At 58.1% G+C, this 24661-nt stretch carries 23 protein-coding genes; 15 read left to right on the top strand and 8 right to left on the bottom strand.

The window, feature by feature from the left end:
- Positions 1–107: 107 nt before the first annotated feature.
- The 7 genes from tdh to FJV83_RS35720 form a co-directional block, all read right to left on the bottom strand.
- Entirely contained in the window at positions 108–1142 is a 1035-nt protein-coding gene (tdh, locus tag FJV83_RS35750; RefSeq protein ID WP_063169264.1) for an L-threonine 3-dehydrogenase, read from the bottom strand.
- Between the two features lie 65 nt (positions 1143–1207).
- Positions 1208–2221: an adenosine kinase gene (locus tag FJV83_RS35745; RefSeq protein ID WP_063170366.1), complete on the bottom strand. Its 1014-nt coding sequence runs from the start codon at positions 2219–2221 to the stop codon at positions 1208–1210.
- Positions 2222–2321: 100 nt separating this feature from the next.
- Positions 2322–3497 (bottom strand): methionine adenosyltransferase, encoded by a 1176-nt coding sequence (metK, locus tag FJV83_RS35740; RefSeq protein WP_063169265.1) that lies wholly within the window; start codon positions 3495–3497, stop codon positions 2322–2324.
- Between the two features lie 57 nt (positions 3498–3554).
- Complete coding sequence (gene glyA, locus FJV83_RS35735; protein ID WP_063169266.1) at positions 3555–4892, bottom strand: serine hydroxymethyltransferase; 1338 nt, start codon at positions 4890–4892, stop codon at positions 3555–3557.
- Positions 4893–4929: 37 nt separating this feature from the next.
- Positions 4930–5274: a helix-turn-helix domain-containing protein gene (locus FJV83_RS35730; RefSeq protein WP_082826567.1), complete on the bottom strand. Its 345-nt coding sequence runs from the start codon at positions 5272–5274 to the stop codon at positions 4930–4932.
- 1056 nt (positions 5275–6330) lie between these two features.
- Positions 6331–8265: an HrpF/NolX family T3SS translocon protein gene (locus FJV83_RS35725; protein WP_024505366.1), complete on the bottom strand. Its 1935-nt coding sequence runs from the start codon at positions 8263–8265 to the stop codon at positions 6331–6333.
- 301 nt (positions 8266–8566) lie between these two features.
- Positions 8567–9265 (bottom strand): secretin N-terminal domain-containing protein, encoded by a 699-nt coding sequence (locus tag FJV83_RS35720; RefSeq protein WP_024505367.1) that lies wholly within the window; start codon positions 9263–9265, stop codon positions 8567–8569.
- Between the two features lie 187 nt (positions 9266–9452).
- On the opposite strand from FJV83_RS35720, the gene FJV83_RS35715 reads away from it, so the two are divergent.
- From FJV83_RS35715 to FJV83_RS35660, 12 genes are all read left to right on the top strand, one after another.
- The gene (locus tag FJV83_RS35715; protein ID WP_024505368.1) at positions 9453–9962 is read left to right on the top strand and encodes a nodulation protein NolB; all 510 of its coding nucleotides are present in this window, start codon (positions 9453–9455) and stop codon (positions 9960–9962) included.
- 9 nt (positions 9963–9971) lie between these two features.
- A complete protein-coding gene (sctJ, locus tag FJV83_RS35710) occupies positions 9972–10835 on the top strand; it encodes a type III secretion inner membrane ring lipoprotein SctJ (RefSeq protein WP_024505369.1) in 864 nt (287 codons plus the stop codon).
- Complete coding sequence (locus FJV83_RS35705) at positions 10828–11466, top strand: nodulation protein NolU (RefSeq protein ID WP_306462320.1); 639 nt, start codon at positions 10828–10830, stop codon at positions 11464–11466. The genes sctJ and FJV83_RS35705 overlap by 8 nt, the downstream gene beginning before the upstream one ends.
- Entirely contained in the window at positions 11463–12086 is a 624-nt protein-coding gene (sctL, locus tag FJV83_RS35700; protein ID WP_024505371.1) for a type III secretion system stator protein SctL, read from the top strand. Before FJV83_RS35705 ends, sctL begins: the two co-directional genes overlap by 4 nt.
- Entirely contained in the window at positions 12083–13441 is a 1359-nt protein-coding gene (gene sctN, locus FJV83_RS35695; RefSeq protein ID WP_063169268.1) for a type III secretion system ATPase SctN, read from the top strand. Before sctL ends, sctN begins: the two co-directional genes overlap by 4 nt.
- A complete protein-coding gene (locus FJV83_RS35690; protein WP_063169269.1) occupies positions 13417–13929 on the top strand; it encodes a hypothetical protein in 513 nt (170 codons plus the stop codon). Before sctN ends, FJV83_RS35690 begins: the two co-directional genes overlap by 25 nt.
- An 89-nt stretch (positions 13930–14018) precedes the next feature.
- Positions 14019–15047: a type III secretion system cytoplasmic ring protein SctQ gene (gene sctQ / locus FJV83_RS35685; RefSeq protein WP_095769044.1), complete on the top strand. Its 1029-nt coding sequence runs from the start codon at positions 14019–14021 to the stop codon at positions 15045–15047.
- A complete protein-coding gene (gene sctR, locus FJV83_RS35680; protein WP_029354851.1) occupies positions 15040–15705 on the top strand; it encodes a type III secretion system export apparatus subunit SctR in 666 nt (221 codons plus the stop codon). The genes sctQ and sctR overlap by 8 nt, the downstream gene beginning before the upstream one ends.
- A gap of 2 nt (positions 15706–15707) precedes the next feature.
- Positions 15708–15983 (top strand): EscS/YscS/HrcS family type III secretion system export apparatus protein, encoded by a 276-nt coding sequence (locus tag FJV83_RS35675; protein ID WP_024505375.1) that lies wholly within the window; start codon positions 15708–15710, stop codon positions 15981–15983.
- Positions 15984–15991: 8 nt separating this feature from the next.
- Entirely contained in the window at positions 15992–16810 is an 819-nt protein-coding gene (gene sctT / locus FJV83_RS35670) for a type III secretion system export apparatus subunit SctT (protein WP_063169270.1), read from the top strand.
- Complete coding sequence (locus FJV83_RS35665; RefSeq protein ID WP_024505377.1) at positions 16807–17844, top strand: EscU/YscU/HrcU family type III secretion system export apparatus switch protein; 1038 nt, start codon at positions 16807–16809, stop codon at positions 17842–17844. The genes sctT and FJV83_RS35665 overlap by 4 nt, the downstream gene beginning before the upstream one ends.
- Positions 17845–18199: 355 nt before the next feature.
- A complete protein-coding gene (locus FJV83_RS35660; RefSeq protein ID WP_024505378.1) occupies positions 18200–19003 on the top strand; it encodes a hypothetical protein in 804 nt (267 codons plus the stop codon).
- A gap of 525 nt (positions 19004–19528) precedes the next feature.
- Here FJV83_RS35660 and FJV83_RS35655 read toward each other — a convergent pair.
- Positions 19529–21643 (bottom strand): hypothetical protein, encoded by a 2115-nt coding sequence (locus tag FJV83_RS35655; protein ID WP_224570035.1) that lies wholly within the window; start codon positions 21641–21643, stop codon positions 19529–19531.
- Between the two features lie 1348 nt (positions 21644–22991).
- On the opposite strand from FJV83_RS35655, the gene FJV83_RS35650 reads away from it, so the two are divergent.
- The 3 genes from FJV83_RS35650 to FJV83_RS35640 all read left to right on the top strand — a co-directional run bounded on the left by FJV83_RS35650 (position 22992) and on the right by FJV83_RS35640 (position 24643).
- A complete protein-coding gene (locus FJV83_RS35650) occupies positions 22992–23321 on the top strand; it encodes a hypothetical protein (RefSeq protein WP_081714433.1) in 330 nt (109 codons plus the stop codon).
- 71 nt (positions 23322–23392) lie between these two features.
- On the top strand, positions 23393–23635 hold the full coding sequence (locus FJV83_RS37440) for a nodulation protein NopA (protein WP_224570034.1): 243 nt from the start codon (positions 23393–23395) through the stop codon (positions 23633–23635).
- A 117-nt stretch (positions 23636–23752) separates the two neighbouring features.
- The gene (locus FJV83_RS35640; RefSeq protein ID WP_024505382.1) at positions 23753–24643 is read left to right on the top strand and encodes a hypothetical protein; all 891 of its coding nucleotides are present in this window, start codon (positions 23753–23755) and stop codon (positions 24641–24643) included.
- Positions 24644–24661: the final 18 nt, after the last annotated feature.

The following is a 24661-nucleotide window of genomic DNA, read 5'->3' as shown; positions in this document are numbered from 1 at the left end:
TAGCGGAGCCATAGCTCTCCACCCAGCCATGTTCCCCTAGTTGGAAAATGTCCGGCGGACCAGAGGTGCTGTCGTCAGCTTTTCCTGAATAGCGGCCAAGGCAATCCCTACCAGTCCATCACCACCTTGCCGGAACTGCCGCTCTTCATCGCATCGAAACCGATCTGAAAATCGTCGATGCCGATGCGGTGGGTGATCAGGCCGGAGACATCCAGCGGACCCTGCACAAGCGCGATCATCTTGTACCAGGTTTCGAACATCTCGCGGCCGTAGATGCCTTTGAGATGCAGCATCTTGAAGATGACCTTGTTCCAGTCGATCTCGAAGCCGGTCGGCGCGATGCCCAGAATGGCGATCTTGCCGCCATTGTTCATGGTGTCGATCATGTCGCGGAAAGCGGGGGCGGCGCCTGACATTTCGAGGCCGACGTCGAACCCCTCGGTCATGCCGAGCACCGGCATGACGTCGCGCAGCTTCTCCTTCGAGGCGTCGACGACATGCTGGACGCCGAGTTTCTTGGCTAGCGCCAGCCGCACCGGGTTGATGTCAGTGATGACCACTTTGCGCGCGCCGACGCATTGGGCGACGAGCGCGCCCATGATGCCGATCGGCCCGGCGCCAGTCACCAGCACGTCCTCGCCGACCAGATCGAAGGACAATGCGGTGTGGACGGCATTGCCCAAGGGATCGAAGATCGCGGCAATCTCATCGGGCACATCGTCGGGGATCGGCACGACATTGTGCTGCGGGATCGCCAGATACTCGCCGAAGGCGCCTGGACGGTTGACGCCGACGCCGAGCGTGTTGCGGCACAGATGCCCTCGCCCGGCGCGACAGTTGCGGCAATGGCCGCAGACGATGTGGCCTTCGCCCGATACACGCTGGCCGACCTTGTATTCGGTGACCGCTGCGCCGAAATCGGCAACGGTGCCGACGAATTCATGGCCCGTCACCATCGGCACCGGCACCGTCTTCTGCGCCCACTGGTCCCAATTGTAGATGTGCACGTCGGTGCCGCAGATCGCCGTCTTCTTGATCTTGATCAGCACGTCGTTGGGGCCGATTTCCGGCACCGGCACCTCTTCCATCCAGATGCCCGGTTCGGCCTTGGCCTTCACAAGCGCCTTCATCATGTTCGACATCAGGATTTCCCTATTCCGTGATTGCGCTTCTGGCGAGATAGCCTGCACAACGGGAAGGTAGGCCACTAACTCGTTTGAACGTCCGGAATGGTCAGCCCCGCCTGCTCAGCCTCGCGGCGCAAATTCTGACGGGGCCTGGGGCCGATCTGCTGGATCACCAATCCGGCTGCCAGTGAGCCAAGGTCGCCGCAAGTCTGCAGGTCGCGGCCTTGCGTGTAGCCATGCAGGAAGCCGGCGGCATAGAGATCGCCGGCGCCCGTCGTGTCGACCAGTTCCTTGATGGCGGTCGCCTTGATCACCACGGTCTCGTCGCCGCGCACGATCACCGAGCCTTTTTCCGAGCGGGTGACGGCGGCGATCCGGCAATCCTTGCGGATCTGGGCCAGCGCCTCGTCGAACGACGATGTCTGGTAGAGCGACTTGATCTCGTGGCTGTTGGCAAAGACGATGTCGACCGTGCCCGAGCGCACCAGGTCGAGGAATTCGTCGCGGTAGCGGTCGACGCAGAACGAATCCGACAGCGTCATCGACACTTCTCGGCCTGCCGCGTGCGCCAGCTTCGCCGTCTGGCGGATTGCCTCCTTGGCGCGCGGCGGGTCCCACAGATAGCCTTCGAAATAGGTGACCTTGGCGCCGGACGCCTTGTCGGCTTCGACATCCTCAGGGCCAAGCTCGACGCAGGCGCCGAGATAGGTGTTCATCGAGCGCTCGCCGTCGGGCGTGACGAAGATCATCGAGCGCGCCGTCGGCGGCTCACCCTTGAGCGGCGTGGTGCCGAAGGCGACGCCCTGCGCATGGATGTCGTGGGCGTAGATTTCGCCCAGCGCATCGTTGGAGACCTTGCCGAAGAAGGCCGCGCGGCCGCCAAAGCTGGCGACGCCGGCCGCCGTGTTGCCGGCGCTGCCGCCGGACGCTTCGATCGCCGGGCCCATGCGGCTGTAGAGCAGTTCGGCGCGTTGTGTGTCGATGAGGTTCATCGCGCCCTTGATGATGCCGTTGGTCTCGAGGAATTCCTCGTCGCACTGGGCGATGATGTCGACAATGGCATTGCCGATGCAAAGCACGTCATAATCCGGCATCAAAATCTCCGCCAAAACCCGAGCCGGCTTCTTGCCACGCCGGCCGGGCGTGGTCTCGCGAGTTGAAATGGGTTGCCGCATGCGCTTGATCCAGCCGCCCTCACGCAGCTGCCGGTCCGGCTTCACGCAGCAAATCGTCAGCTTTGTCCGTCTTCTCCCAAGTGAACTCAGGCTCTTCACGCCCGAAGTGTCCGTATGTCGCCGTCTTGCGGTATATCGGCCGTAAGAGATCAAGCATCTTGATGATGCCTTTCGGTCGGAGATTGAAAACCTCGAGAACAAGGCGCTCGATCCTTTTTTCCTCGATCCTTGCGGTTCCGAAGGTATTGACCATGACAGAAACCGGACTGGCCACGCCGATCGCGTAGGCAAGCTGAACCTCGCAGACCTCCGCAAGGCCGCTGGCAACGATGTTCTTCGCGACATACCGGGCGGCATAGGCCGCCGAGCGGTCAACCTTGGATGGGTCCTTGCCCGAAAAGGCACCGCCGCCGTGACGCCCGGTCCCACCGTAGGAATCGACGATGATCTTCCGTCCTGTGAGGCCGCAGTCGCCGGCAGGCCCACCGACCACGAACCGCCCTGTTGGGTTGACCAGAAATCTGATCCCCGAAGTATCCAGGTGGGCCGGCAGGACCGGTTTTATGATCTCCTCAATGACGCCTTCGCGGACCGTGGCTTGTGAGACCGCTTCGTCATGCTGCGTTGACAGGACTATGGTATCCAGCGCCACCGGGCGGAGCCCTTCGTAGCGTACCGACACTTGAGATTTCACGTCCGGACGCAGCCAGCCAAGCTGTCCCGCTTTCCGGACCTCGGCCTGTCTTTTCGTCAAATGGTGAGCGAGTTGGATCGGCAGGGGCATCAATGTATCCGTCTCGTTGCATGCGAATCCAAACATGATGCCCTGATCCCCTGCCCCTTGCCCGAGATCCTGCCCTCGTCCTTCATCAACGCCCTGGCTTATGTCGGGCGACTGCTCGGTGAGGGCCAGAACGACGGCGCAACGTCGACCATCAAAGCCAATCGCATCATCGTCGTAGCCAATATCGAGTATCGTATCGCGGGCGACTTGGCTGTAATCGATGTGGGCATGGCTGGTGATCTCGCCAGCCACAACGACCATCCCCGTCTTCACCAACACTTCACAGGCGACGCGCGCCTTCGGATCGGTGCGCAGGACCGCATCGAGAATGGCATCGGAGATGTTGTCTGCCATCTTATCGGGGTGTCCCGCGCCGACGGATTCGGAAGAGAACACGAACTGCCTGGTCATAAAAATGCCCTCGCTTCAAGTGCTGGAGTTAGTGAGGAGTTTCTGGATTGGGGTGGCTTATCGGTCGGGGATGCCGGGAACATCGAACGCAGTGCAGAAGTCGGCAACGTCTCTTCGTACGCTCGCATGAACTTCCTGGTCATCGGGCTGGCGGCAGACCGAGTCGATGAAAGCGGCGATCTGCACCATCTCCGTTTCGCGCATGCCCATGGACGTCACCGCTGGTGTCCCTAAGCGGATGCCGCTTGTCAGCGCCGGATGCCGCCGGTCGCCCGGGACCATATTGAAATTCGCAATGATGCCTGCACGCGATAAGCGCTCCGCATAGGCTTTGCCTGACAGCGACCGGTCCCGAAGATCAAGGATCAGCATGTGATTGTCAGTGCCCCCGGTGACGAGTTCATAACCTCGCTCCAGAAGTGCCTGGGCCAGAGCCTTGGCGTTGTGGACGATCTGCTGACCGTAGACACGAAAGGACGAGTTCGCTGCTTCCTGCAAAGCGACGGCAAGCGCGGCGATAGTATTCATATGCGGTCCGCCTTGCAGAAGAGGGAACACGGCGCGGTCTATACGTTTGGCCAGATTGTGTTTGCTCTTCGGATGATGGAGGGGCTGATAACGGTCTTCATTCCTTGATAAAATGAAGCCACCCCGGGGACCGCGGATCGACTTGTGAGAGGTGCTGGTGACCACATCGCAATGGGACACGGGGTTCGGATGCACTCCTGCGACAACCAGGCCGCAGATGTGGGCGATGTCAGCCACCAGATACGAGTTCACCTCCGAAGCAATTTCGGCCATTGCCGCGTAGTCAAAAATACGCGGATAAGCAGTTCCGCCGACCCAAATTAGCTTCGGGCGTTCCCGCTTGGCGGTCTCGCGCAAGTGGTCATAGTCAATTTGCTGTGTCTTTTCGTGCAGCCTGTACGGGACGCGCTGATAATCGCTGCCGGAAAAATTGACGGACCAACCGTGAGTCAGATGGCCGCCTTCGGGTAAAGGCAAGCCCATGACTTTGTCACGGGGGCTCAAAAGCGCGCGATAGACAGCCTGGTTGGCTGGCGAGCCTGAATAAGGCTGGACGTTGGCATGTTCACTGCCAAATAGCGCTTTCAGGCGCTCGATCGCGAGGGTCTCAAGCTCATCGACGATCTCGTTTCCGGCGTAGTAGCGCGCACCGGGGTATCCCTCGGCATACTTGTTGGTGAAAATCGACCCGGTCGCTTCCAACACCGCCGAGGAGGCAAAGTTCTCGGAGGCGATCAGTTTGAGAGTTGTCCGCTCCTGACGCTCCTGTCTTAGAAGCAGTTCGTGAACGCGGGAGTCGACGGCGGCTAAGTGAGGCCGCCCGTAAGTGTCGGGCTGCGCGATGGCGCCGCCGGCGGAGTTATCCATGGTAGTCGCGCTCCATTTGGACTGATCTATTTCACGATCAAGCAGGCGGTCCCTTCAACCGCGCGTCTTGTATTGCTTCCAGGCGTTGTAGGTCTCTTTTATGATGGCCATCATCGTGGGGCAGGAGATCGACCACCAATTGAGCCAGCTCGCCATCCTTGCCTCCTGCTTGCATATGGTACGAAGACTGCGGACGTTGTTCGTTGCAGCAAAGAAAGTTGGCTCTGACCAGCCGCCGAACGTGGCGTCGAACCTGCTCGCGAGGCAGACCGGTAATATCGGCCAGCTCGCCGACGGTTAGATCCGCATGCGCGCAAAGGCCCAGGATTCGAAGGCGATCAAGATGCGCTGCCGTCCTTAGGCGATTTACCAGTGTCAACATTGGTTAGCATCAACCCGGACGGGATGCAGCAAGCCGCTAGCCCTTCTATCCCCATCAATCCGCATGAGACCTCTCTCGTCATTTGCTGTAAATCCGCTGGTATGGATGCTAATGGAAGATAGATCACAGTCCTTTCTACGACTAAGACGCCAGATATTGGGGCTAATGTACCACCTGACAGGAGACTACACTCACGAACATTATGTGAATTTTTTTTAACGTTGCTGAGAATCAAGGGGGAGGTTTGGCGAATGTCTCGCCGTCGACTGTCGAATCCTGCCCGACGGGATTATAGGGTGCGTAGCCTGCTTGTCCTTTCCACATGACCAGCGACGATGGGGCGAAGGCGGCAGACATAGCTCTGGAGCATGCTGCGGTATCTTTGGCCTGAAGCCGAGGAAGGCGGACCGTGGCTTCCGCGCCGCTGCCGGGAGCCCGCGAACAGGCCAAGTGGATCAGCCGGGTGTTGCCGTCATAGAGCGTGAGACCCAAAGCTGGCCAGCCGCGCCCTGAGGCTGACGCACCGCTCAGCGTCCACCTTGCTCTCGAAGCCCATCGGCATAGCGCCGATAACGACTTGACCGCGTGCGTGTCGACGAGCGATCGGTGAGCGCAAGGATCGAGGGTGCAGTGCAGGATAATGCTGTTTTAAATCAGCGCTGTTTTCAGCCGACTGCCTTGAGCGTGGCACGAGGATATAGGCCCAAGGCAGGAGATCATCGTCTGCTGTTCGGGAGGCCGCCCTGGGCGCGCGACAGCCGTTCCTTCGGCTGCGCCGCTCCGCCACCATCCGCGCCGTGCCTTCCGGAGACCATTCCCGCTACCGGCCGGCGCCCGTGAAAACCTCGACCCGGCGCACCGGCTCGAGATGGCTGGGCTCAGCGTAACTCTGAAGTCGTCATATACCGAAGTCTTCACAGACTTCGGACATCCCCCTCACAGTCCGATCCAGATGGCGTCAGGAACACCGCTTGCGTTGATGCGGATGAACCCCTGCTTGTGCCACAATGACCCTTATGTCAGCGCGCGAGCCAAAGCTTCCGCGCAAGGCGACGGCTAGGATAAGGCAATGCCGACGAAGGGCACATTGCTTGCCACACTCTGGAATGATGGCATGCTCGGAAGGCCTAGGCTTTGCTCAGGGCCGCCTGCAAGGCGCGCTTTGAGGTTATTCACATAGCCTTCTGCGTAGTCCTGCGCCGTCGAGACCGAAAGATCAATGCCTGCCGCCAAGGCCTCTTCCATCAGGTGCTTTACGAGCCCATTTCGAATGGCCAGCTTGACCTCGGGGCCTGCGATAAGGCCGATCGCCTGCGCGGCCATATTGAGGCCAGCTTCCTCCAGCGCTCGCTTCATATCGCCTCCGTTAATGGCCGTACGCAGGAGATTGGCTGCTTGCGACTCAGCCTCGAGAACCATCGAGGCAAGATCGGCTACTTGTCCGAGGCCCGGAATGAAGCTGAGCAGTCCCACCGCCGTTGCCGCCAAGTCGAGCACTTTCGTCTCGATTTTGAGCACGGAGTCGACGACGTGCATGACGGCCCCGCCGTTCTTTTTGGCTGACTTAATGTCAGGCTGGTCCATCAGGCCCATCTTCATGTCCGCGACGGCATTCTGCTCTTCTGCGGTTTGGGCGCCGTGGGTGATTGGCTGCTGAACGTTGCGGTTCGCAGACGACATGTTTGTGCAAAAATGGGCAAAGTCTTTTTTGCTGATATTGCCGGAATCAACCGTATGCCCGCCGCCAAAGTCGAAGAATTTATGATGGGTCTTATAGCCCGTGATCGAATTGTTCAGGAGGCCAAACAAAAGAGGATCTGAAAGGAGCTGAGAGGCTGCTTCCCGCACTTTCGGATCAAGGCTCTTGTCGTCTTTCATTTTCGCCAGTTTGTCGCGAGTCAGAACACCGCTTCCAAAGAACGTGTCCTGATGGTCCTTGATCATCTCGACCGTATTCAGCTCAGTTTGCGTGAGGCTCATCGACGATGAGGCGACTTGCAGGAAATCCTCTTTGTGCATCTTCCCTTTCGAGCCACCGCACAACTGGTTCCAAGCATCGGGGTGATCGAGGAAATATTGCGCCGCCGCAATGACCTGGGGCGGAAATTTGCCGTTTTTCGATTCGCCGCCGACCATTTTCTTGAACTCATCCAGACTCAGGTCCTTGGACAGATTTTCGGAGTACCGGTAAAACTCCCGCAAGGCATCGCTCAAGGTCATGACCGAAGGCTGCAAACCTCCGCTGCCGTCGGATGGTATGTAGTTCTGCTCGTAGCTTCGCGCTTGGGCTTCCTGAAATGCAGCAACTTGTGGGTGGTGGTTTGAAAATCCGGCCAAGTCCTTGGCGTTGATCTTGCCTCCACAGCGGCCGTCGCCCTGCGAGCCAATCGCATAAAAAAGTCCCGAATCCTGCTGCAGTCCCTGGATCGCCGCTTTCAGATCCGGTGGCGTAGAGGGATCATTGGCTTTGTCGGTCAACGACTTCCAAGTAAGCGGGCATTGGTCCTTGTGACGGTTGAGTACCGCAACAATCTGCAACTCAGCCGTGGTCAGCGACCCACCGTTCCACGTGATTCCGGGGCTCGGCCTGGGAGCCGGCTCGATCTTCGGAGTGACGCCGAGCAGATGTTGGGCTTCAGTCGCCTTGGAGCGTTGCGATTGGTCCTCCTTGAGAGCCGCCCTCATATTTGGCGGCAGCAGATCCAGTGGGTGTTGCTCCAAGCCATTCAATGTCAAGACATCCGGTGCCAGATGGCCCAAAGGGTCCTGCCGCAATTTATCCATTGTCGAATCAAGATTCGACGCTGGCAGATCCCCTTGCGCGAAAGAGCCGGGCTTGTCTGCCAGCACACAAGTGGACAGCATCGCTTCGAAGCACGATGCACTTTGCTGATGCTGGGTCGCAAAATGGGAAACTTTCAGGCCCGGCCAACCCCTTGCGGACTGTAGCGAATTTGAGCGGTAGAAAGTTGAAAGATTACTGGCCGACATTATGCATCCTCAGACGTGACGTTGAAATCCCCACAAGAGACCCCGACAGAAGATCCCTTGCGTTTCACAAAATTCGACAATTCCAAGCGTCGGCAGGTCACGAATGCGCCTGCCCTGCCTTCAATTGCTGTGTTCCGGGCCGGCTCCAAGGTTCGGTCCAACACAATGGCCGGAGTCACCGCGAGAGCTGCCGGGACTCATCATGAGCGGATTAGCTTTCGAGAAACTGACGAGTTTGCGAAGAGTTCACAAAGGGGTAGCCGCAGTCATGTTCTTCAGAGCTGCGGGAAATCCTCAATGTTCATTTCTTGCCCAGCTCAGGCTTCCCGCCAACGCTATCCTGTTGTGGGATGTCAGAAGAATAAGAAGCATCCGGTCGTCCGTCGCGAACGACCGTAGTGGAGGAGCCGCGAAACAAGATCAGCACTGATTCCTTTGGCGTTGCCGCTATGTGAGTCTGCGCCTGCGCCTGCGCCACCAAGCCGTTAAAGGTCTGCTCCACGAGTGCGACGAAGCGCGGTGGACCGGAAACGAAGACGAGGCCATTGCCTGGCACGGGTTTGACCACATAGCGCTCGTCGGAGATATCAAGCTTGTCGAGAGCCCCCTTGAACGCATCGAAGCGAATCGACGTCATCAAAAGCATTCGAGTTTGCGATTCTTGTGCAGCAGACACATAGAGCACAAGGCCGTCATAGTACCATTGTAGACCGTAAAGGTTCGTCAAGCGGTCGAGGAACGCGCGCGGTGGCAAATCAGGCATACGTCCGCGAATTCGCCCCTTCACCGCAGGACTGATGTTGACCCTGATATTCAGGTTGTTGCCGAATTCCTGCAACGCTGCAGCGAGCTCCTGATCCAGAACCGTGTATCTATAGGGTGTCGCCGGAAGGGACAGCGGGACTGCATGCGCCGGGTGAATCCCGGTGGACAGAAAAAACCCGGCACAAAGAAGTCTCAAAACATGCAGGGTGACGGGTTGGATAAGCGTTCTCGGCATGTCGCACTGATAAACCAAACGCTGAAATCATCACAAGTGACTAAATTGCCGAAGAGATTTTAGATTGTCGAAATGACGCCGCCGTTAGTCAGCTTGTTGTCAGCTTGCCCCCCTAGGAGTGTTGCGCCGACACCGGGTGATGAATGGGCGGGGCTCGCCCGGTCAGAGAGAGCAACCGAGTCCTTACATGATGATGCCTGTCACGTCGATCTCTGCCACTCTAACGGCTGGCCTCCCCAGGGTCGGATCACCGTCGATTGTCGAGCAGGCCCAGTTTGAGCGCGCCTTAGGGCATGCAGCCGACTCGCTGAAAAACGATGCCGCCGCGGGGCCAGCGAGTGCGGCGCCAGTTGCTGCGGCGATGGATGTTCAGCGCGCGGCTGCGCCGACGAGCGGCATGGGCGATCGCGTGTTGCAGACGATTTCCTCCCTATATCCACACAACACTGTTTCCTTCCCCGCGCTCGACCATGACATAGCCCTTTCGAAGGGCGCTCTACCGGGACCGGCGCAGAAGCTTCCCGTTCCAGGTGAGGCGGGAACCGGAATCTCGGGCATTCCCCAACAAGGGCAAGACTTCGAAACGATGATGGCTGGTCTTCGGGATGTTTACAACGGCGTCACCCAGGTGGCGCTTATCTCCAAAGGCGTCAGCGGCGTCACATCATCCGTGAATAAACTTTTGAAGGAAGGCTGAACCGCGCGCATGATTGGCTTGGCCGAGGGCGAAATCATGCGTGGCCTGTCAGGGTGGCGGTCGGTTAGACTTGTCATGCTGCCAGTTCTCGTCGCCCTCACTGCTTGCAAAGCCGACCTCTACACGCAATTGCAAGAGCGTGAGGCAAATGAAATGCTCGCACTTCTTGAAGACAACGGGGTCGCCGCGATCCGGGTGGTCGCCAAGGATGGAACCAGCACGATCCAGGTTGACGAAAAGCTGCTCGCCTTCTCAATCAACCTTCTGAACGCCAAGGGGCTGCCGCGCCAATCCTTCAAGAACCTCGGTGAGATATTCCAAGGATCAGGCCTGATTGCCTCGCCGACCGAAGAGCGTGCCCGTTACGTGTATGCCCTGAGCGAAGAGTTGTCGCGGACGATCAGCGATATCGATGGCGTTTTTTCTGTACGTGTTCACGTCGTGCTGCCGCATAACGACCTTGTGCGAGCCGGTGCCACGCCATCCTCGGCCTCGGTGTTTATCAGGCACGACGCAAAAACAAATGTCGCGGCTCTGCTGCCAAAGATAAAGATGCTTGTAGCCGACAGCATCGAAGGCCTGTCCTACGATAAGGTGGAAGTGGTTTTGGTGCCGGTAGAACGTTCCGCACACGAGCAACGGCCCGATCCGACTGCTGTTTTGCCACAAGCATCACTACCTCTTCCTGCGCCACTTCTGGCGACCGTAACAGGTTTTGCCGCAGCCGTATTCGCCGTGGCCTGTTATCTCTTGATCGGCGTTGTTACGCGTCGGCGCAAGCAATCAACCGGCGTTTCCAAGGTCGAGGGGCGCCGGGATGCTTCTGCTGTCGAGGCCATTCGCAAAAGAATGCCTGCAATTGGACGTGGGTGACATCTCATTGCCAATGCCTATACAGACCGCCCGACCTGATGGTCCGCACTTTCCGGGCGCGAGCGAGCTTGCGGCTTCGGCCCATCCAACCCGTCTTGCGGCGCGTCTTGATCCAGCGTTATCGGCCGAAACGTTAGTGAAGTTGCAGAAGTGTTCCAGACTGCATCCAAGGCTGGCAGAATTGCTGGGCAACGATGACGTGGATCTGAACCACATCGGCTGCAGGCCGGACCTTCTACGCGGGCATGATCCATATCGAGCGACCCTTCTTGCTGGTAGTATCTGGCATGCCCGTTCGCTGGTCGCGTTTGTCTCTCAGCCTGAGCTTGCCATCCTTGTTAAACGCATCGGCGTGGATGCACACGCATTCGGAATCCGACACCTGCTGCATGCTGTTGACAAAAGACTGATCTCGGACCCAGAAAAACTCGCTCAGCAAATCGAATACGATGGACACGCATGTCTTGGAGCTTGGCTCCAGGACAGTTCAGCGACCGAGCGTAACCGCGTGCTTCTTCGATTGCCCGAGGGGACTGCCGCGGAGACTCCAGCACATGAGCATTGGACCGCCGCCGGCCAATTGCTTTCACTTGTAGTAGCTCATTTTGAGACAGAGACCCCGGTGAAATGACAGTCGAACTTTCCGAGGGGCCAATAGCGCCGCAGATGCGTCCAGTCGGACCACTGATACCCGCGAGCGAGCTCGAAACCTGGCACAGCGCCGCGCAAGCCCTTGCCGCGGCAGAACGGCATCGGCAGCGCGTTCGAAACTGGGCACGCGCGGTTTACCAGCGGGCGTGGGCGCGCGGCCACATGGAGGGCTCGAATGCAGGCACCGAGGAGATGGCAGGGTTGATTGCGGAGACAATCTCCGAAATCGCGCGACGAAAGGCGGCTCTGGAGCAGGAATTGCCGCAGCTCGTGATGGAAATATTGAGCGATCTTATCGGCGCTTTCGATCCGGGCGAGCTATTGGTGAGGGCTGTTCGTCACGCCATAGAGTGTCAATACAGCGGCGCCGACGTTTGCCTTCATGTTTCTCCCATGCAAGTCGACATGCTTGCACGAGAGTTTGCTCGATGCGACGGCCAGGATGGTCGACCAAGGGTGCGGATCGAGCCCGACCCGACATTGTCGCCGCAACGCTGCGTGCTGTGGAGCGAGTACGGCAATGTTGACCTTGGACTTGACGCCCAGATGCGCGCGCTGCGCCTTGGTTTCGGGACGCTCTGTGAGAAAGGCGAGCTATGAGAAAGCCCGTCCCAGAACATAACGCTGACGCCCACACTCGAGCTCTCGTTCCAGCAATCTCGTCTTTGAGGGCTGCGGCCAAGCGAATTGACACGCGTGCGGTGCGCGGTCGGATCACGCGGGCTATCGGCACACTGGTTCATGCCGTCTTGCCAGACACTCGTATTGGGGAACTTTGCCTCCTAGAGGACCCGCGAACCGGGCTGTCGCTCGAGGCCGAGGTGATCGGCCTGTCGGGTGATGGTGTATTGCTGACACCGATCGGGGACTTGGTGGGCCTATCCAGCCGCGCAGAGGTCGTGGCCACTGGCCGAATGCGTGAGGTGCCCGTCGGCGGCGATTTGCTCGGTCGCGTGATCGACAGTCGTTGCCGCCCATTGGACGGCAAAGGCGAAATCAAGACCGTCGAAACTCGGCCCCTGCATGGCAGAGCCCCCAATCCGATGACGAGGCGCATGATTGAGCGGCCATTCCCGCTTGGGGTCCGTGTCCTCGATGGTCTGCTGACGTGCGGCGAGGGCCAGCGGATCGGGATTTATGGCGAGCCAGGTGGTGGCAAGTCGACGCTGTTGTCACAGATCGTAAAGGGTGCCGCCGCTGACGTCGTCATAGTGGCGCTCATAGGCGAACGTGGACGGGAAGTTCGTGAATTCATCGAAAGGAATCTTGGTGAAGAGGGCCTTCTCCGTACGGTCGTCGTGGTTGAAACATCCGACCGCTCGGCGGTAGAGCGTGCGCAATGCGCTCCAATGGCGACTGCGCTCGCGGAATATTTCCGCGATCAAGGCCTACGCGTTGCTCTCATGCTGGATTCGCTGACGCGCTTCTGCCGCGCTATGCGCGAAATAGGCCTTGCTGCGGGTGAGCCGCCGACGCGACGGGGCTTTCCTCCTTCCGTTTTTGGCATGCTGCCAGGCCTGCTCGAGCGCGCCGGCATGGGTGAGCGGGGCTCAATCACGGCCTTCTATACGGTGCTTGTAGAGGGTGATGGCACGGGTGATCCAATCGCCGAGGAATCGCGTGGTATTCTCGATGGCCATGTCATCCTCTCACGCGCTATTGCGGCGCGATCGCATTTCCCCGCTATTGATGTGCTGCAGAGTCGCAGCCGCGTCATGGATGCAGTCGTTTCGGGGACACATCGCAAGGCAGCATCCATTTTCCGCGAGCTCCTGTCGCGCTATGCCGAGACCGAGTTCTTGATCAATGTTGGCGAATACAAGCCAGGTGGAGATCCCCTGACTGACCGGGCTGTCGCGTCAATCGACGAACTGAGGGAGTTTCTGCGCCAGAGCGAAGATGACGCGTCAGATTTCGAGGAGACGGTCGCATGGATGTCGCGTCTGACCGCGTAAACTGGATTCAGTCTTCGAGTATACGGCTTCTGAAGGAAATGCAAGAGCGTCGTGCCCTTGGCGAGCTGTCCAAGAAGGAAGCCCAGCGCGATGTGGCCGCCTCAGCCGTACAAAATGCCTCTAGGGAGCTTGCAATGATACAGCAACATTGTTCAAGAAAAGAAGCAGCGCTCTATCAGCATCTGATGTCACTCGACAACTTGTCTAGCGCAGCGCTCGACCGTCACCGCCTTCACACTGAACAACTTGCCGCTGAGATCAATTCCAGACGGCAGATGCTTGATGATACCCAAATCGCTCAAGAGGAGGCTGAGATGGCGGCGTCCAGGACGAGGGAGCTATGGGTCATATGTTCGGCGGCAAGGGACAAATGGCAACAAATCGAGGACGACGTGCGGCGCGCCGTCGAGACTCATTCGGAGGCCGCAGCCGAGATCGAGGCCGACGATGAGATACTGCTGAAATATGCGAGGGGGTCGCTTGCCTAAATGCCGCGCAACCGGATCCGACGGTCGCAAGAGGTCGTCCGAATGACACGACCGTGCAGTCTTTGATAGGCGCTGCGGTCACACCCGCCATGTTCGAACCAGTTCTGAAACTGTCCCACACGGTTGTCTCGTGGCTCAATGATACAGCAGCGCCGCGCACGCCGTTTCAAAGCCGGATCAACGAGGTGCCGCTATCGGTGCGAACGGCAGGGCTTGTCTGGCAGCAGGAACCTGCTGCCATTCCGATGCTTGACTGCGTCTGGAGAGTGGGAGCCGAAACGGTCATCTTGTCACTGTCGCGCCCGCTCGTAGAGGAGTTCATCACGACAGTGCAGAACGGCTTGGCCTTCCCTTCCGAGCCAACTGCTTCGCTAATTCTCGAACTCGCTCTGGAGCCGCTTGTCACTCGACTGGAGGAGACGACGCGTCTGAACGTGCAACTCGTGCGGGTATGCGAAGCCACGATGCTGGCTCCTCATCTTGAACTCGACATCATTTTCGGCGCGGTCAAGGGCAAGGGCCGTCTATTCCTGTTCACGCCACTTGACGGCTTAGTACCGCCTGCGTTTCGCGCGCTAGGCGAACTGCTTGCCCAGTTGCCGCGGCAGCTGGGCGGGCTGCCTCCAGAGCTCCCGCTCATTGTTGCAGGAGAGGTCGGCACGCTTCGCCTTCCTGCGGCGCTTCTTCGAAGCGCATGTGTCGGTGATGCATTGTTGCCCGATATTGCGCCGTTCGGCCGCGGCCAGATCACCCTAGCTGTCGGCCAGTTGTGCGCCGAGGCGGATCTTGACGGCGATGAATTAATCTTGCGGGGGCCTTTCCGCCCGCGACCGTGTCCTTTGGAGAGTGCGCATATGACACAACCCGGATCGCAACTGGAGCTTACTAAGGATCTCGACGATGTCGAGATCGTGCTTGTCTTTGAATGCGGCCGCTGGCCTATTTCTCTTGGGGAATTAAGAAGTGCCGGCGAAGGGCATATTTTTGAACTTGGATGGCCGATCGACGGCCCGGTCGACATAGTGGCCAATGGTCAGCGTATCGGGCGTGGCGACATTGTCCGCATCGGAGAAGAGCTGGGCATCAGGCTCCGTGGCGGGTTTGCATGCAATGAGTGAAGCTCAGCCGACAATCCTGGCGCTTCTTGCGGTTACCGCCGGACTCGGTCTGCTGGTTTTAGCAGTTGCCACGACAACGGCCTTTGTAAAGGTATCAATTGTTCTTTTCCTCGTCCGCAATGCGCTCGGGACCCAGACCATACCACCCAATGTGGTGCTGTACGCCGCGGCGATGATCCTCACTATGTTCGTTAGTGCGCCCGTTGCTGAGCAGACCTATGACCGCATGTCGGATCCCAAGCTCCACTATCAGACATTCGACGACTGGGTAAGCGCCGCTAAAGCCGGAAGTGAGCCCTTGCGCGAGCATCTCAAGAAATTCACAAATGAAGAGCAGCGGCGATTTTTCCTATCTTCGACAGAAAAGGTCTGGCCAGAGGAAATGCACGCTGCAGCCACGCCTGATGACTTTGCAATACTTGTACCATCTTTCTTGCTATCAGAATTGAAGCGCGGATTTGAGATAGGATTTCTACTTTATCTGCCTTTTATTGTTATAGATCTGATAGTGACAACTATCTTGATGGCAATGGGTATGTCGATGGTCTCACCAACTGTTATATCTGTTCCGTTCAAGATCTTCTTGTTTGTTGCCATTGATGGTTGGTCAAAATTGATGCATGGGCTTGTGCTGAGTTATACGTTACCGGGAGGCTGATCATCACTGAATCCAGCATCATTACTCTTATGAGCCAATCACTGGTGGTTTTCATGATCTGGATTCTACCGCCGCTCATTGCATCAGTGGTTGTCGGCCTCGTCATCGGCATCCTCCAGGCGGCGACGCAGATCCAGGATGAAAGCTTGCCGCTCACCGTGAAGCTTCTGGTCGTTGTCGCGGTGATTGGGCTGTTTGCTCCTGTGCTAAGCGCCCCGCTCATAGAGCTAGCCGATCAGATCTTCACCGAGTTTCCCGCAATGACACTTAGCTACTAGTCCGCCCCATGGACGCGCCATCGGCCGATATTCAAATTCTGATCCAGACGGCTTTCGAACTCGTCGTTGCGGCAGGTCTTGGGGCAGCCCGCGCGATGGGCATCATGCTGATCTTTCCCGTATTCACACGCTCGCAGATCAGTGGGCTGATCCGGGGCTGTTTGGCTGTTGGCTTCGCACTACCATGCCTGGCACACGTCAGCGGCGGATTGCCGGCGCTGGATCCTGATACGCGCCTGATCCAGCTAACCCTGCTCGGATTCAAGGAAGTTTTTGTCGGTGTACTCCTTGGCACTTTTCTTGGCATTCCGCTTTGGGGCCTTCAGGCTGCCGGGGAGCTTATCGACAACCAACGCGGCATCAGCAGCCCGACCGCTTCGGCCGATCCCGCGACGAACAGTCAGGCTTCCGCGATGGGCGTTTTTCTGGGGATCACTGCGATTGCCATATTCGTCGGATCAGGAGGCCTGGAAACTTTGATCAGTGTCCTGTACCGCAGCTACTTGATCTGGCCGGTGTATCAGTTTCACCCGACACTGAGCGGGCCAGGAGCAATGGAGTTGTTGGGGCTTCTCGACAGCATAATGCGCACGGCATTATTGGTTTCGGGGCCTGTCGTGTTCTTCCTGATACTGATTGATATATCGATGATGCTGCTGCGTCGCTTTGCCCCGCAATTTAAGGCGAGCCAACTGTCTCCGGCAATCAAGAACATTGTCTTTCCAGTTCTCATGGTCACCTACGCTGCCTATCTGGTGGAGAGCATGAAACTGGAGGTCACACGTGCCAACGGCGTGCTGGAGTGGTTCGACAAATTGCTGCCATGAGCGACACAAGTGAAGAGAAGACACACGCCGCCAGCCCGAAGAAGTTAAGTGAAGCGCGCAAAAAAGGACAGCTGCCACGTAGCTCCGATTTCGTCCGCGCGGTCGGGACTTGCGCTGGGCTCGGCTACCTTTGGCTAAGAGGCAGCGTGATCGAGGACAAATGCCGGGAAGCGCTCCTATTAGCCACCAAGTTGCAGAGCCTACCTTTCGATACCGCGGTGCCGCAGGCATTGGTTGTGCTCGTCCAACTCACAGTCGCGGCTGTTGGCCCGCTGCTTGGAACCCTTGTCGCCGCGGTGATTTTGGCCAGCCTGCTAGCCAATGGTGGATTTGTCTTCTCTCTGGAGCCGATGAAGCTCAGCTTTAAGAAAATTGACCCCTTTGAAGGGCTGAAGCGCTTGGGGTCTGCTCGTTCCATGGTCGAAGTCTGCAAGACCATGTTCAAGGTATTGGTTCTCAGCGCAACCTTTTCCATTGTCCTTCTCGGGATGTGGAAGACAATGGTCCCTCTGCCGATCTGCGGCATGGGCTGTGTTGGCCTCATCTTTATGGAGACAAAATTGCTGATGGGAATTGGCGCCGGCGCACTGCTGGTCGGCGGACTGATCGATCTTCTGCTCCAGCGCGCGTTGTATCTGCGCGAAATGCGCATGACCAATACCGAAGTGACGCGCGAGTCGAAGGATCAGCAAGGAGCGCCAGAGTTGAAAGGTGAACAGCGTCGCATCCGCGAGGAGGCGGCCGACGAGCCTGCGCTTGGCGTGCATCGCGCCACGCTGGTCTTAACAGGAAGGGCGGTCCTGATCGGTCTGCGTTACGTTCGCGGTGAAACCGGGGTGCCGTTCTTAGTTTGCCGTGCCGAAGGTGAGCGCGTTTCACATGTGTTGAGCGAGGCGCGGGCACTACGCCTGACGATCGTCCATGACCATGTCTTAGCGCGTCAGCTGATAGGCACTACAAAACTCGGCCACGCGGTTCCTATGCAATATTTCCAGCCTGTCGCGAAAGCATTCTTTGCCGCAGGCTTGGCCTAGTCATGGAAGTCCACGACTGCCCAGTTCAAAACTGACCTGGCTCCATGCTAGTGGCAAATGTCGGCTGGCCATCCGTGCCCCAGTGTCTCTGTCAGGCCAACCGCGCAACCGCGGGCCTGGGGCAATCACTCCCCTCGGATCTGCCACCCAGCAACTACGGCAAGTCCTCCGGGCATGACCTTGCAGCCTCTGCTGGCCGGTGCGTGGCGCAGTCCGAGGTTTTGAGGCCGGCAGTGCGGATTTGATTGGTGCAGCCGTTGGAATGCCCTCGTCAGCTAGTCGTCAACTAAGCGCCCTATGTTGAACAGCCGTGCTAACTTGAGCTCGGTTGCGAAACATAGGAGTACGAATCGTCATGTATGGTCGAATTGGTGGCTCATCCGATAGTTACCGCGCGCATAATGCCGGCGAGCAATCGGATGCAGGAAGCGAAGGGTTCGCGGACACATTTGCCCGAATGCACTTATCCGGATCGGAAGGTAGCGGCGCCTCATCATCGGCGGCTCCCCAAGCATACTCCCTCAATTCCCGACCTCCTGTGGTGGAGATCAACAGGACTTCCTTCAGGAGACAGGTGAGGCAATTTCATGGTGATGAAATCACGCACATCGCCGACAATCCTCAAGAGTATTCGGAGTTCGTATCGTCACGAGCCAGGCGCACCGCGGACGTTGCTCAGCAATATGGCATCCGTCGAGATACGGAGCACGCGCGATATTTCAGTTACCAATTGGGAGACCGGAGTGCCGGACTGCTGAGAATGGAAGGCGGATTCAGCATGAACGAGTTCGAATCGGAAAGTTGGCGGGAACAATTTCCTGGTCGAACTGAGGTCACTTCCATAGTGGATCTTCAAGTCGCCCATCCGCTCGTCGAAAATGCGGGCGATATTCTGCTGGAGCATCAACTTCGGATAGACGGCGACCGACCGTTGCTGAATTGGCGTGCGGCTAATCCGGAAGCACAAGCGCGCGCGCAGACGATGGGGTTTGTTGAAGTGGATCATGGCGACCTGGTGCTTGACCCTACGCAGCATCCCGACAAATGGACGAAGAACAGTGCCGGTGAGTGGCAGCGTGCAGGCAAACCTCCACTCTATCTCCACAAAACCGAGGATAGCGACAGCAGCGATAGCGGGTCCGACGACGATTTCATGTGATTTGTCGACCCGCCGCCGAGCCTTGCAACTGGTGACGGTTGCAAGGCTGTTGGCAGTGAATGCTAATTGTCCGGCGACAGCCCCGCCTTAGCGCCAGCGCCGCCGAGCAATCCAGCCCATCTCCCAGACAATAAACTGCGGATGCGCATCGTGGGTGCTTGCGAGCGGATTGTATTCGGGCCGGAACTCCGCCTCTTGGAACCGAGCTCTCCCGAATCCAATTTTCTCCACCACACCGTTGGGTCGTTGCGATGCGCCGATCCCGATCGGATCGGCTATGCCTGCTCCGCGCTCGCAGGAAGACCTTCCGCCTCGATCTTGGCGGCGCGATCTCGGCGATAAGTTGGATGGGAGGCAAGATACGCCGCCACGTCAACAGCCGGTAACGCGACATCGCAAATCGGCCCTGACGGTAGCCGATCGACTCCAATCGCCGGACCGCAACTCGCGCAGCGGCATTCGCGGTTTGGCCAGGAGAAATGCTCGCTGACTCACAGCGTGGCCGGCCGCATTCTGAGTGCCCTGTCATGCAGCCTGCGCCGACGGGAGCTCGGCACGCGAATGGCGTGGTTGGCGGCCAAGCCCTGAGGTCAACAAGGACTTACAGAAAGCGGGGGTGAGTTTGCCGCGATGAATTATGACCTTCTCGCGACCGGACCTAGCATCGGCTTCCTCTCGCTCTCGATTGTAGCCGCGCTGTTCGTTGGATTTAACGTGGCAAGCGGTGAATTCGGAATCAGCCAGCCCTTCCAAGTTTCTGGCCATGACGGGGCGACTCGTGTGGATGTGCACCCACATCGGGCTCGGCATCGCACCATTGACCAGCATCTTGGGCTGCAGCTTCATCTCAAACAGCTTTCCTGGCTCGCCACGCAGCGCGACCGGTGCCTCCGGCGGCATCAATTCGTCGGCATTGCACAAATGTTCCAGGTATTTTTGCGCCGGAAATGCGTAGGTCTTCATGCAATCAGTCGTAATGCCGGCTTTTCCTTCATTCAATGCGTTGGCCTGTCCCAGCACCATGTTCAGCAACCCTTTGAGCTGGTCTGTGCGTTCGTGCACTTTGGGTAGCTGGGTGGAGGTGAGTAGCAGGCGTACATTACGCCCCTGCAACCCGGCGAGACAGGTTTGCATCTCAATGGCCTGGGCTCGCAGGTACTGGGCCACATCGTCCACGACCTTACCGGCCTCCTCAGGCTTCATCTGGCGCACTTGGGAGACGACGCTTTGCTGACCGGCCAGATCGAACTGCAAAAGTTCGTCCAATCGTTTGAGCCGCTCCGTCAATACCTCCATTGACAACGCGGCGCCCCCGATTGTCGAGCCTGCCCCCGACGAACTCGCAGCCACCTCTTGCGCTCTCACCTGTGTACTCGCAACTTGATCCGAGCGCGCGAGAACCTTGGCTGCTGGCACTGTGCCGGCGTTCGCAGCGACTGGTGTTGATGGCTGCCCGGCGGCAGAAGTCCCGGCGCGAGCTGCCGACTTATGCTTTGACTTCCCTTTCCTTCGCGCTGTAGTGCCTTCTGACACTGCAGCCGTACCAGCAGTGTCAGCCGGTATCGCAGCGCCTGCCCTGGCCGGCATCGCAGCGCCCGCCTGGGCCTGTGGCGCCATGATGGCTGACGGCGGAGACTGCAGGTTCAACAAGTGCATGGCATCGTGCGCAGTGATCCATGCATCGTCCACGATCCGTTCGAACAGTTTCAATGGGAGGCCGGCATCTGGGTAGGTATGGCTTAGCTTGGTATGCACCTCGTGCAACGCCAATCCAAAATCCGAAAGCCGCTCCATGATTTTTTCTACAACCGCGCAATCATGAGCGTTGAGTGTTTTGCCATCATCCATTATGCCCTTCGCCAAAGAGAGGGCGCGAAGAGCTTCTTGAGCGGCGCTTGCCATCAGCTGCACCACTCCATTTCGACCGACGAGGAGTTCCTTCAAATCTGGCTCGAACCTGCTCGCCCGCAGTTCAATCTTGGCCCGCGCAAGACCGATCCGCTCACGGACCAGCCAGATCCTGACACTCAGTACCGAGCCGGCACGCAGCCGCAGTGCGCACCGCTCGGCTTCCCGCATCACGGGCGTTCCACTGGATAGGCTAGCGGTGGCAGCGCAGGCGGATCGCTGCCGTTCGGAGCGCCATGCCTTTTTTTCCCACCACTTAATTGCCGCCGTATGGTGGTTCTCCACATTTAAAATCAACAGCTCCTGCCGGTCCGCCTGGGAGTAGGAGTAGAGTTTATCGACCATACCTGCCGCTTTCTTGGTCTTTTTGTCCAATTTCGTGATCGTCGACAGGCCAAGTTTGTCTACTTCATTCGCGGCGTCGCACACGATCTGGCAACATCTACGCACCTTGTCGTCTGGCATAATTGTCTGCGCCTCAGCCGCAGGCAGGCTAGCGCGGTACTCCAGAATTGCTGAGGCTGCATCGACGACCCCACTGATCAGCTCCACCGCCTCCTCGGGGACGTCGGTTTTCCTGGCCGCAGCCTCGCAATCAGTCAGTTGTTGAACAAGACTGTTCATTCTGAGCTGTGTCGGACTGATATCTTTATTTGACGATGAGCTGGTGCCTTCCACCTGCGCGGTTGATAGTTGGCTACCGACCGGCGCCATGGCTTCGCCCTCAGACATGGAGGGAGAACCGCGCCGCCTTGCGGCTGCGCCACGTGGCGCTACGGTTCCGCGTGGTGGCGCAGCGGCTCCACGTGGCGGTGTGTTCAGGATTTGATCTTCGCCAATCGAGGCGCCTGGCAGACTTTCGCGGGCATCGCCTGGACCGCGCGCAACTGGAAGGGAGGAGGGCCTCCTATCGGCGTCCCCAGAGCGCATCTGCTCCACAACGGAATCGAATGACTGTCCACCTTCTCCCGCAGCAAGACTTGATTGCGAAAGGGAACTGCTCGCCCGCCCCGCGCGGCTGGCTCCAGTTTCAGCCTGCGATTTCCGTGGTCGGCCAATGCCCTTCATATTGCGTCTCCGTAGTAGGCGAGAATGTGCTGCTATTGTGCTGGCGGCTGACGAGACCAGCGGCATCTTTCGGTTAACGTCACGGTCAGCCAGACCCGCGACGGCGTAATGTTCCCGCCAAAGTGCTTCTCAGTAGCAGGCCAAGATTGGCCCGAGCTCACAGGACTTTCGCAACGTTGCCATCGATGTCCTGAGATTATCAGCGCTTCAGTCCGCCGATTTCCAGGAACAGCGAATGAAATCAGACCAACTCGGCTAGCTCCCCTTCCTAGACACGTGCCTGACGATTTTATTGATGCGTCACTCCTCTCGTTCGCCACCGACAAAGTCACACATTTGCTTCAGAGAAGCGTGTGCGTTGCGTATCACGCGGACCATTTCGATCTATAGTTACAAAAAGTGTCGAGACGGGACCTTTGGATCCGAAGGTCAGGCACGGCCGGCCTAGATAGACCGCTTGGCTGACGATTAGCTGACGATGGGAGTTCTCACGAACAGGGCAAGAAAATCCGACCGCTTCAAGCTTTCGATATGGTGAGAAGAGGATCCGCACCGGCCTCCCAAAGCCGGCAGACCATCCCATGTTCGTACGGTCGCCGACCTTCTCGAAGCCAATGAGCTCACCGCGCCGGGCCGTGATGTGCAGGCGAGAGAATGGTGATGCAAAGACCGAGTTCCTGCTCGTTGCGTGCGCCCGTGGAGCCAGCAAGAATACGGTCATTGCGGTCATGCAGCACGTGGACCGTGTCTCCTGTTCGACACCACAGCATCGAGGATGCAAACGAGCTGCTGCGGCTGCCATTCGGTCGCGGCATGCGTGGACGGCGGGATTGGCCGAACAGCCGAGATCGTGGTCGACTGTTCGATGCGAGAGCAACATCCTGCAGAGCATACGTTTTTGCGCTGGCCGGTTTTTGTCAAAAGCCGTCAGGTTCTCGAAAGCTCCCGCCCTTAGCTTGATCGAGGCTAACCTTTAACACGTCGCCGCCAATGGCAAATGCCGGAGTACCTGATGATAGCAGCAATTGGGAGTGGAGTTGGCAACCTCGGGACTTCCTTGATCCGAAAGGGCCATGGGGATTCGAAATCCGAGCATTCTGGTGATGGCAAGCCGGCTGATGGCAATGATGGCAAGCCAGCTGGTGGGAATGATGGCAAGGCAGCTGGCGGGAACGATCGGGCGGATAACCGGACCGTTTCAAATGATCAACTTCAAGACAACTCACAGTCTGCAGCACAAAGTGAAGCCTTCCAAAGTATCCTGCGATCGTTCGCGTTCCAATTCGCGAACGATGCGATGGCTGAGGCCGATGAAGCTTTGGATGACACAGAAGATGCCTGACGCGGGAAATCCGGCGTGAGGTCATACAGGCCGTTATTGACGGCACAACTCCAACAGAAAAAGGAATGATCATGGCTGCAGTTGATAATAATAAAAAATCAGGCAATACCAATACCAGTAGCGCCGGCAATACCGATAAAACTAACAGTGGCACTCCCGGCAATACAAGCGGAGCTGATGCTACTGCTTTTCAGGCGCAAGTGCAGGAACTAACCAATGTTAGCTTGGAGGCGACGAAAAGGAGTGTCCAGTTGCGCACTCTAACGACCAATCTCCAGACCATCAAGAAGGCCGCCGACGAACGCGTTTCGTAATGTCGGAAGCGGGTTTTAGACTGCCCCCTAGCGCGTCTCCTTATTGACGCGACGTAGTCCCGAAATGAGCCGCATGGCAATTGCCATGCGGCTTCTATCCTGTTTGAGAGATGCTCTGTGGATGACGCCGTTTCCCTCCGTTTCGAAGTGCGTTCGGGGCACTATTGCGGTCTGACCGGCAAGACGGATCTTCAAAAGTGTTTAATCGGCAGCGGCTTCGATGCCGATTTGGTCTTTGTCGAGCAGGGACTGGCACCGCATCACCTTCGTGTAACTCTTCTTGGCAAGTCGATCGAACTGGAGGCGCTTGCACCCGGACTCAGTATCGAGGGCAACCGGAATATCGCCGCAGGCCAGTCCGTTGTTGTGCCCCTTCCTGTCGTCCTGCTCGTAGGCGAGATGTCCATTGCTTTGTCCGTGCAGGATGCAGAGCCGCCTGGTTCGACCGGCATACCGCGCCTACCGATCGGTGTGCTCGCCATGGTCATAATCAGCTCACTCGGGATCGGCGCGCTTTCAGGCACGATCTCCTATCTTGGCAATGCAAGTGGATCGAGCCCCAATTCACTTCGGGCTGAAGTCGCGTCCAGAACGATCAGTCACCGCGCTGACAATGAACTTACGGAGGCAGCGGCCCAAGAGCTGCAGGAGGAAGTCGATCGAGCGGGTCTTCTCGACGTCAAGATTGGGTCGGCAAAGGGTGTTGTGACCGCCGAAGGCACCGTCACGTCTGAATCGGTCATCAGTTGGCAGAAGCTTCAGCAATCGTTCGATCGTCGCACCAAGGGTACTCTAACACTGGTGAACGGAGTGCTCATCAAAGAGGAGAAGGCGCCATCCGCAATCGCGGTCGAAGCTGTGTGGCATGGGGTCCAACCATATATTGTCATCGACAGCGAGAAGTATTTTGTCGGCGCCATTTTGGCTGATGGATGGGTGGTCGAACGTATTGAGGACAGCCGTGTGCTGCTGAGCAGGAATGGCCGCATTGCTGCTCTCCAATATTGAAAGCTCGCAGGCCCCATC

It is taken from the genome of Mesorhizobium sp. WSM4307, assembly GCF_007003945.1.
GTDB lineage: Bacteria > Pseudomonadota > Alphaproteobacteria > Rhizobiales > Rhizobiaceae > Mesorhizobium.
The sequence above is the reverse complement of the archived record's forward strand: the minus strand, read 5'-3'. Positions and strand labels throughout refer to the sequence as shown.

Bases quoted from the DNA above. Each gene is read 5' to 3' on its own strand.
- sctQ (WP_095769044.1), top strand. From the start codon at position 14,019: ATGTTCGAACCAGTTCTGAAACTGTCCCACACGGTTGTCTCGTGGCTC.
- sctL (WP_024505371.1), top strand. From the start codon at position 11,463: ATGACAGTCGAACTTTCCGAGGGGCCAATAGCGCCGCAGATGCGTCCA.
- metK (WP_063169265.1), bottom strand. From the start codon at position 3,497: ATGACCAGGCAGTTCGTGTTCTCTTCCGAATCCGTCGGCGCGGGACAC.
- FJV83_RS35715 (WP_024505368.1), top strand. From the start codon at position 9,453: ATGATGATGCCTGTCACGTCGATCTCTGCCACTCTAACGGCTGGCCTC.
- FJV83_RS37440 (WP_224570034.1), top strand. From the start codon at position 23,393: ATGGCTGCAGTTGATAATAATAAAAAATCAGGCAATACCAATACCAGT.
- glyA (WP_063169266.1), bottom strand. From the start codon at position 4,892: ATGGATAACTCCGCCGGCGGCGCCATCGCGCAGCCCGACACTTACGGG.
- sctN (WP_063169268.1), top strand. From the start codon at position 12,083: ATGAGAAAGCCCGTCCCAGAACATAACGCTGACGCCCACACTCGAGCT.
- FJV83_RS35665 (WP_024505377.1), top strand. From the start codon at position 16,807: ATGAGCGACACAAGTGAAGAGAAGACACACGCCGCCAGCCCGAAGAAG.
- FJV83_RS35745 (WP_063170366.1), bottom strand. From the start codon at position 2,221: ATGCCGGATTATGACGTGCTTTGCATCGGCAATGCCATTGTCGACATC.
- FJV83_RS35650 (WP_081714433.1), top strand. From the start codon at position 22,992: ATGATAGCAGCAATTGGGAGTGGAGTTGGCAACCTCGGGACTTCCTTG.
- sctT (WP_063169270.1), top strand. From the start codon at position 15,992: ATGGACGCGCCATCGGCCGATATTCAAATTCTGATCCAGACGGCTTTC.
- FJV83_RS35690 (WP_063169269.1), top strand. From the start codon at position 13,417: ATGGATGTCGCGTCTGACCGCGTAAACTGGATTCAGTCTTCGAGTATA.
- FJV83_RS35730 (WP_082826567.1), bottom strand. From the start codon at position 5,274: ATGTTGACACTGGTAAATCGCCTAAGGACGGCAGCGCATCTTGATCGC.
- FJV83_RS35720 (WP_024505367.1), bottom strand. From the start codon at position 9,265: ATGCCGAGAACGCTTATCCAACCCGTCACCCTGCATGTTTTGAGACTT.
- tdh (WP_063169264.1), bottom strand. From the start codon at position 1,142: ATGTCGAACATGATGAAGGCGCTTGTGAAGGCCAAGGCCGAACCGGGC.
- FJV83_RS35725 (WP_024505366.1), bottom strand. From the start codon at position 8,265: ATGTCGGCCAGTAATCTTTCAACTTTCTACCGCTCAAATTCGCTACAG.
- sctJ (WP_024505369.1), top strand. From the start codon at position 9,972: ATGATTGGCTTGGCCGAGGGCGAAATCATGCGTGGCCTGTCAGGGTGG.
- sctR (WP_029354851.1), top strand. From the start codon at position 15,040: ATGAGTGAAGCTCAGCCGACAATCCTGGCGCTTCTTGCGGTTACCGCC.
- FJV83_RS35655 (WP_224570035.1), bottom strand. From the start codon at position 21,643: ATGTCTGAGGGCGAAGCCATGGCGCCGGTCGGTAGCCAACTATCAACC.
- FJV83_RS35660 (WP_024505378.1), top strand. From the start codon at position 18,200: ATGTATGGTCGAATTGGTGGCTCATCCGATAGTTACCGCGCGCATAAT.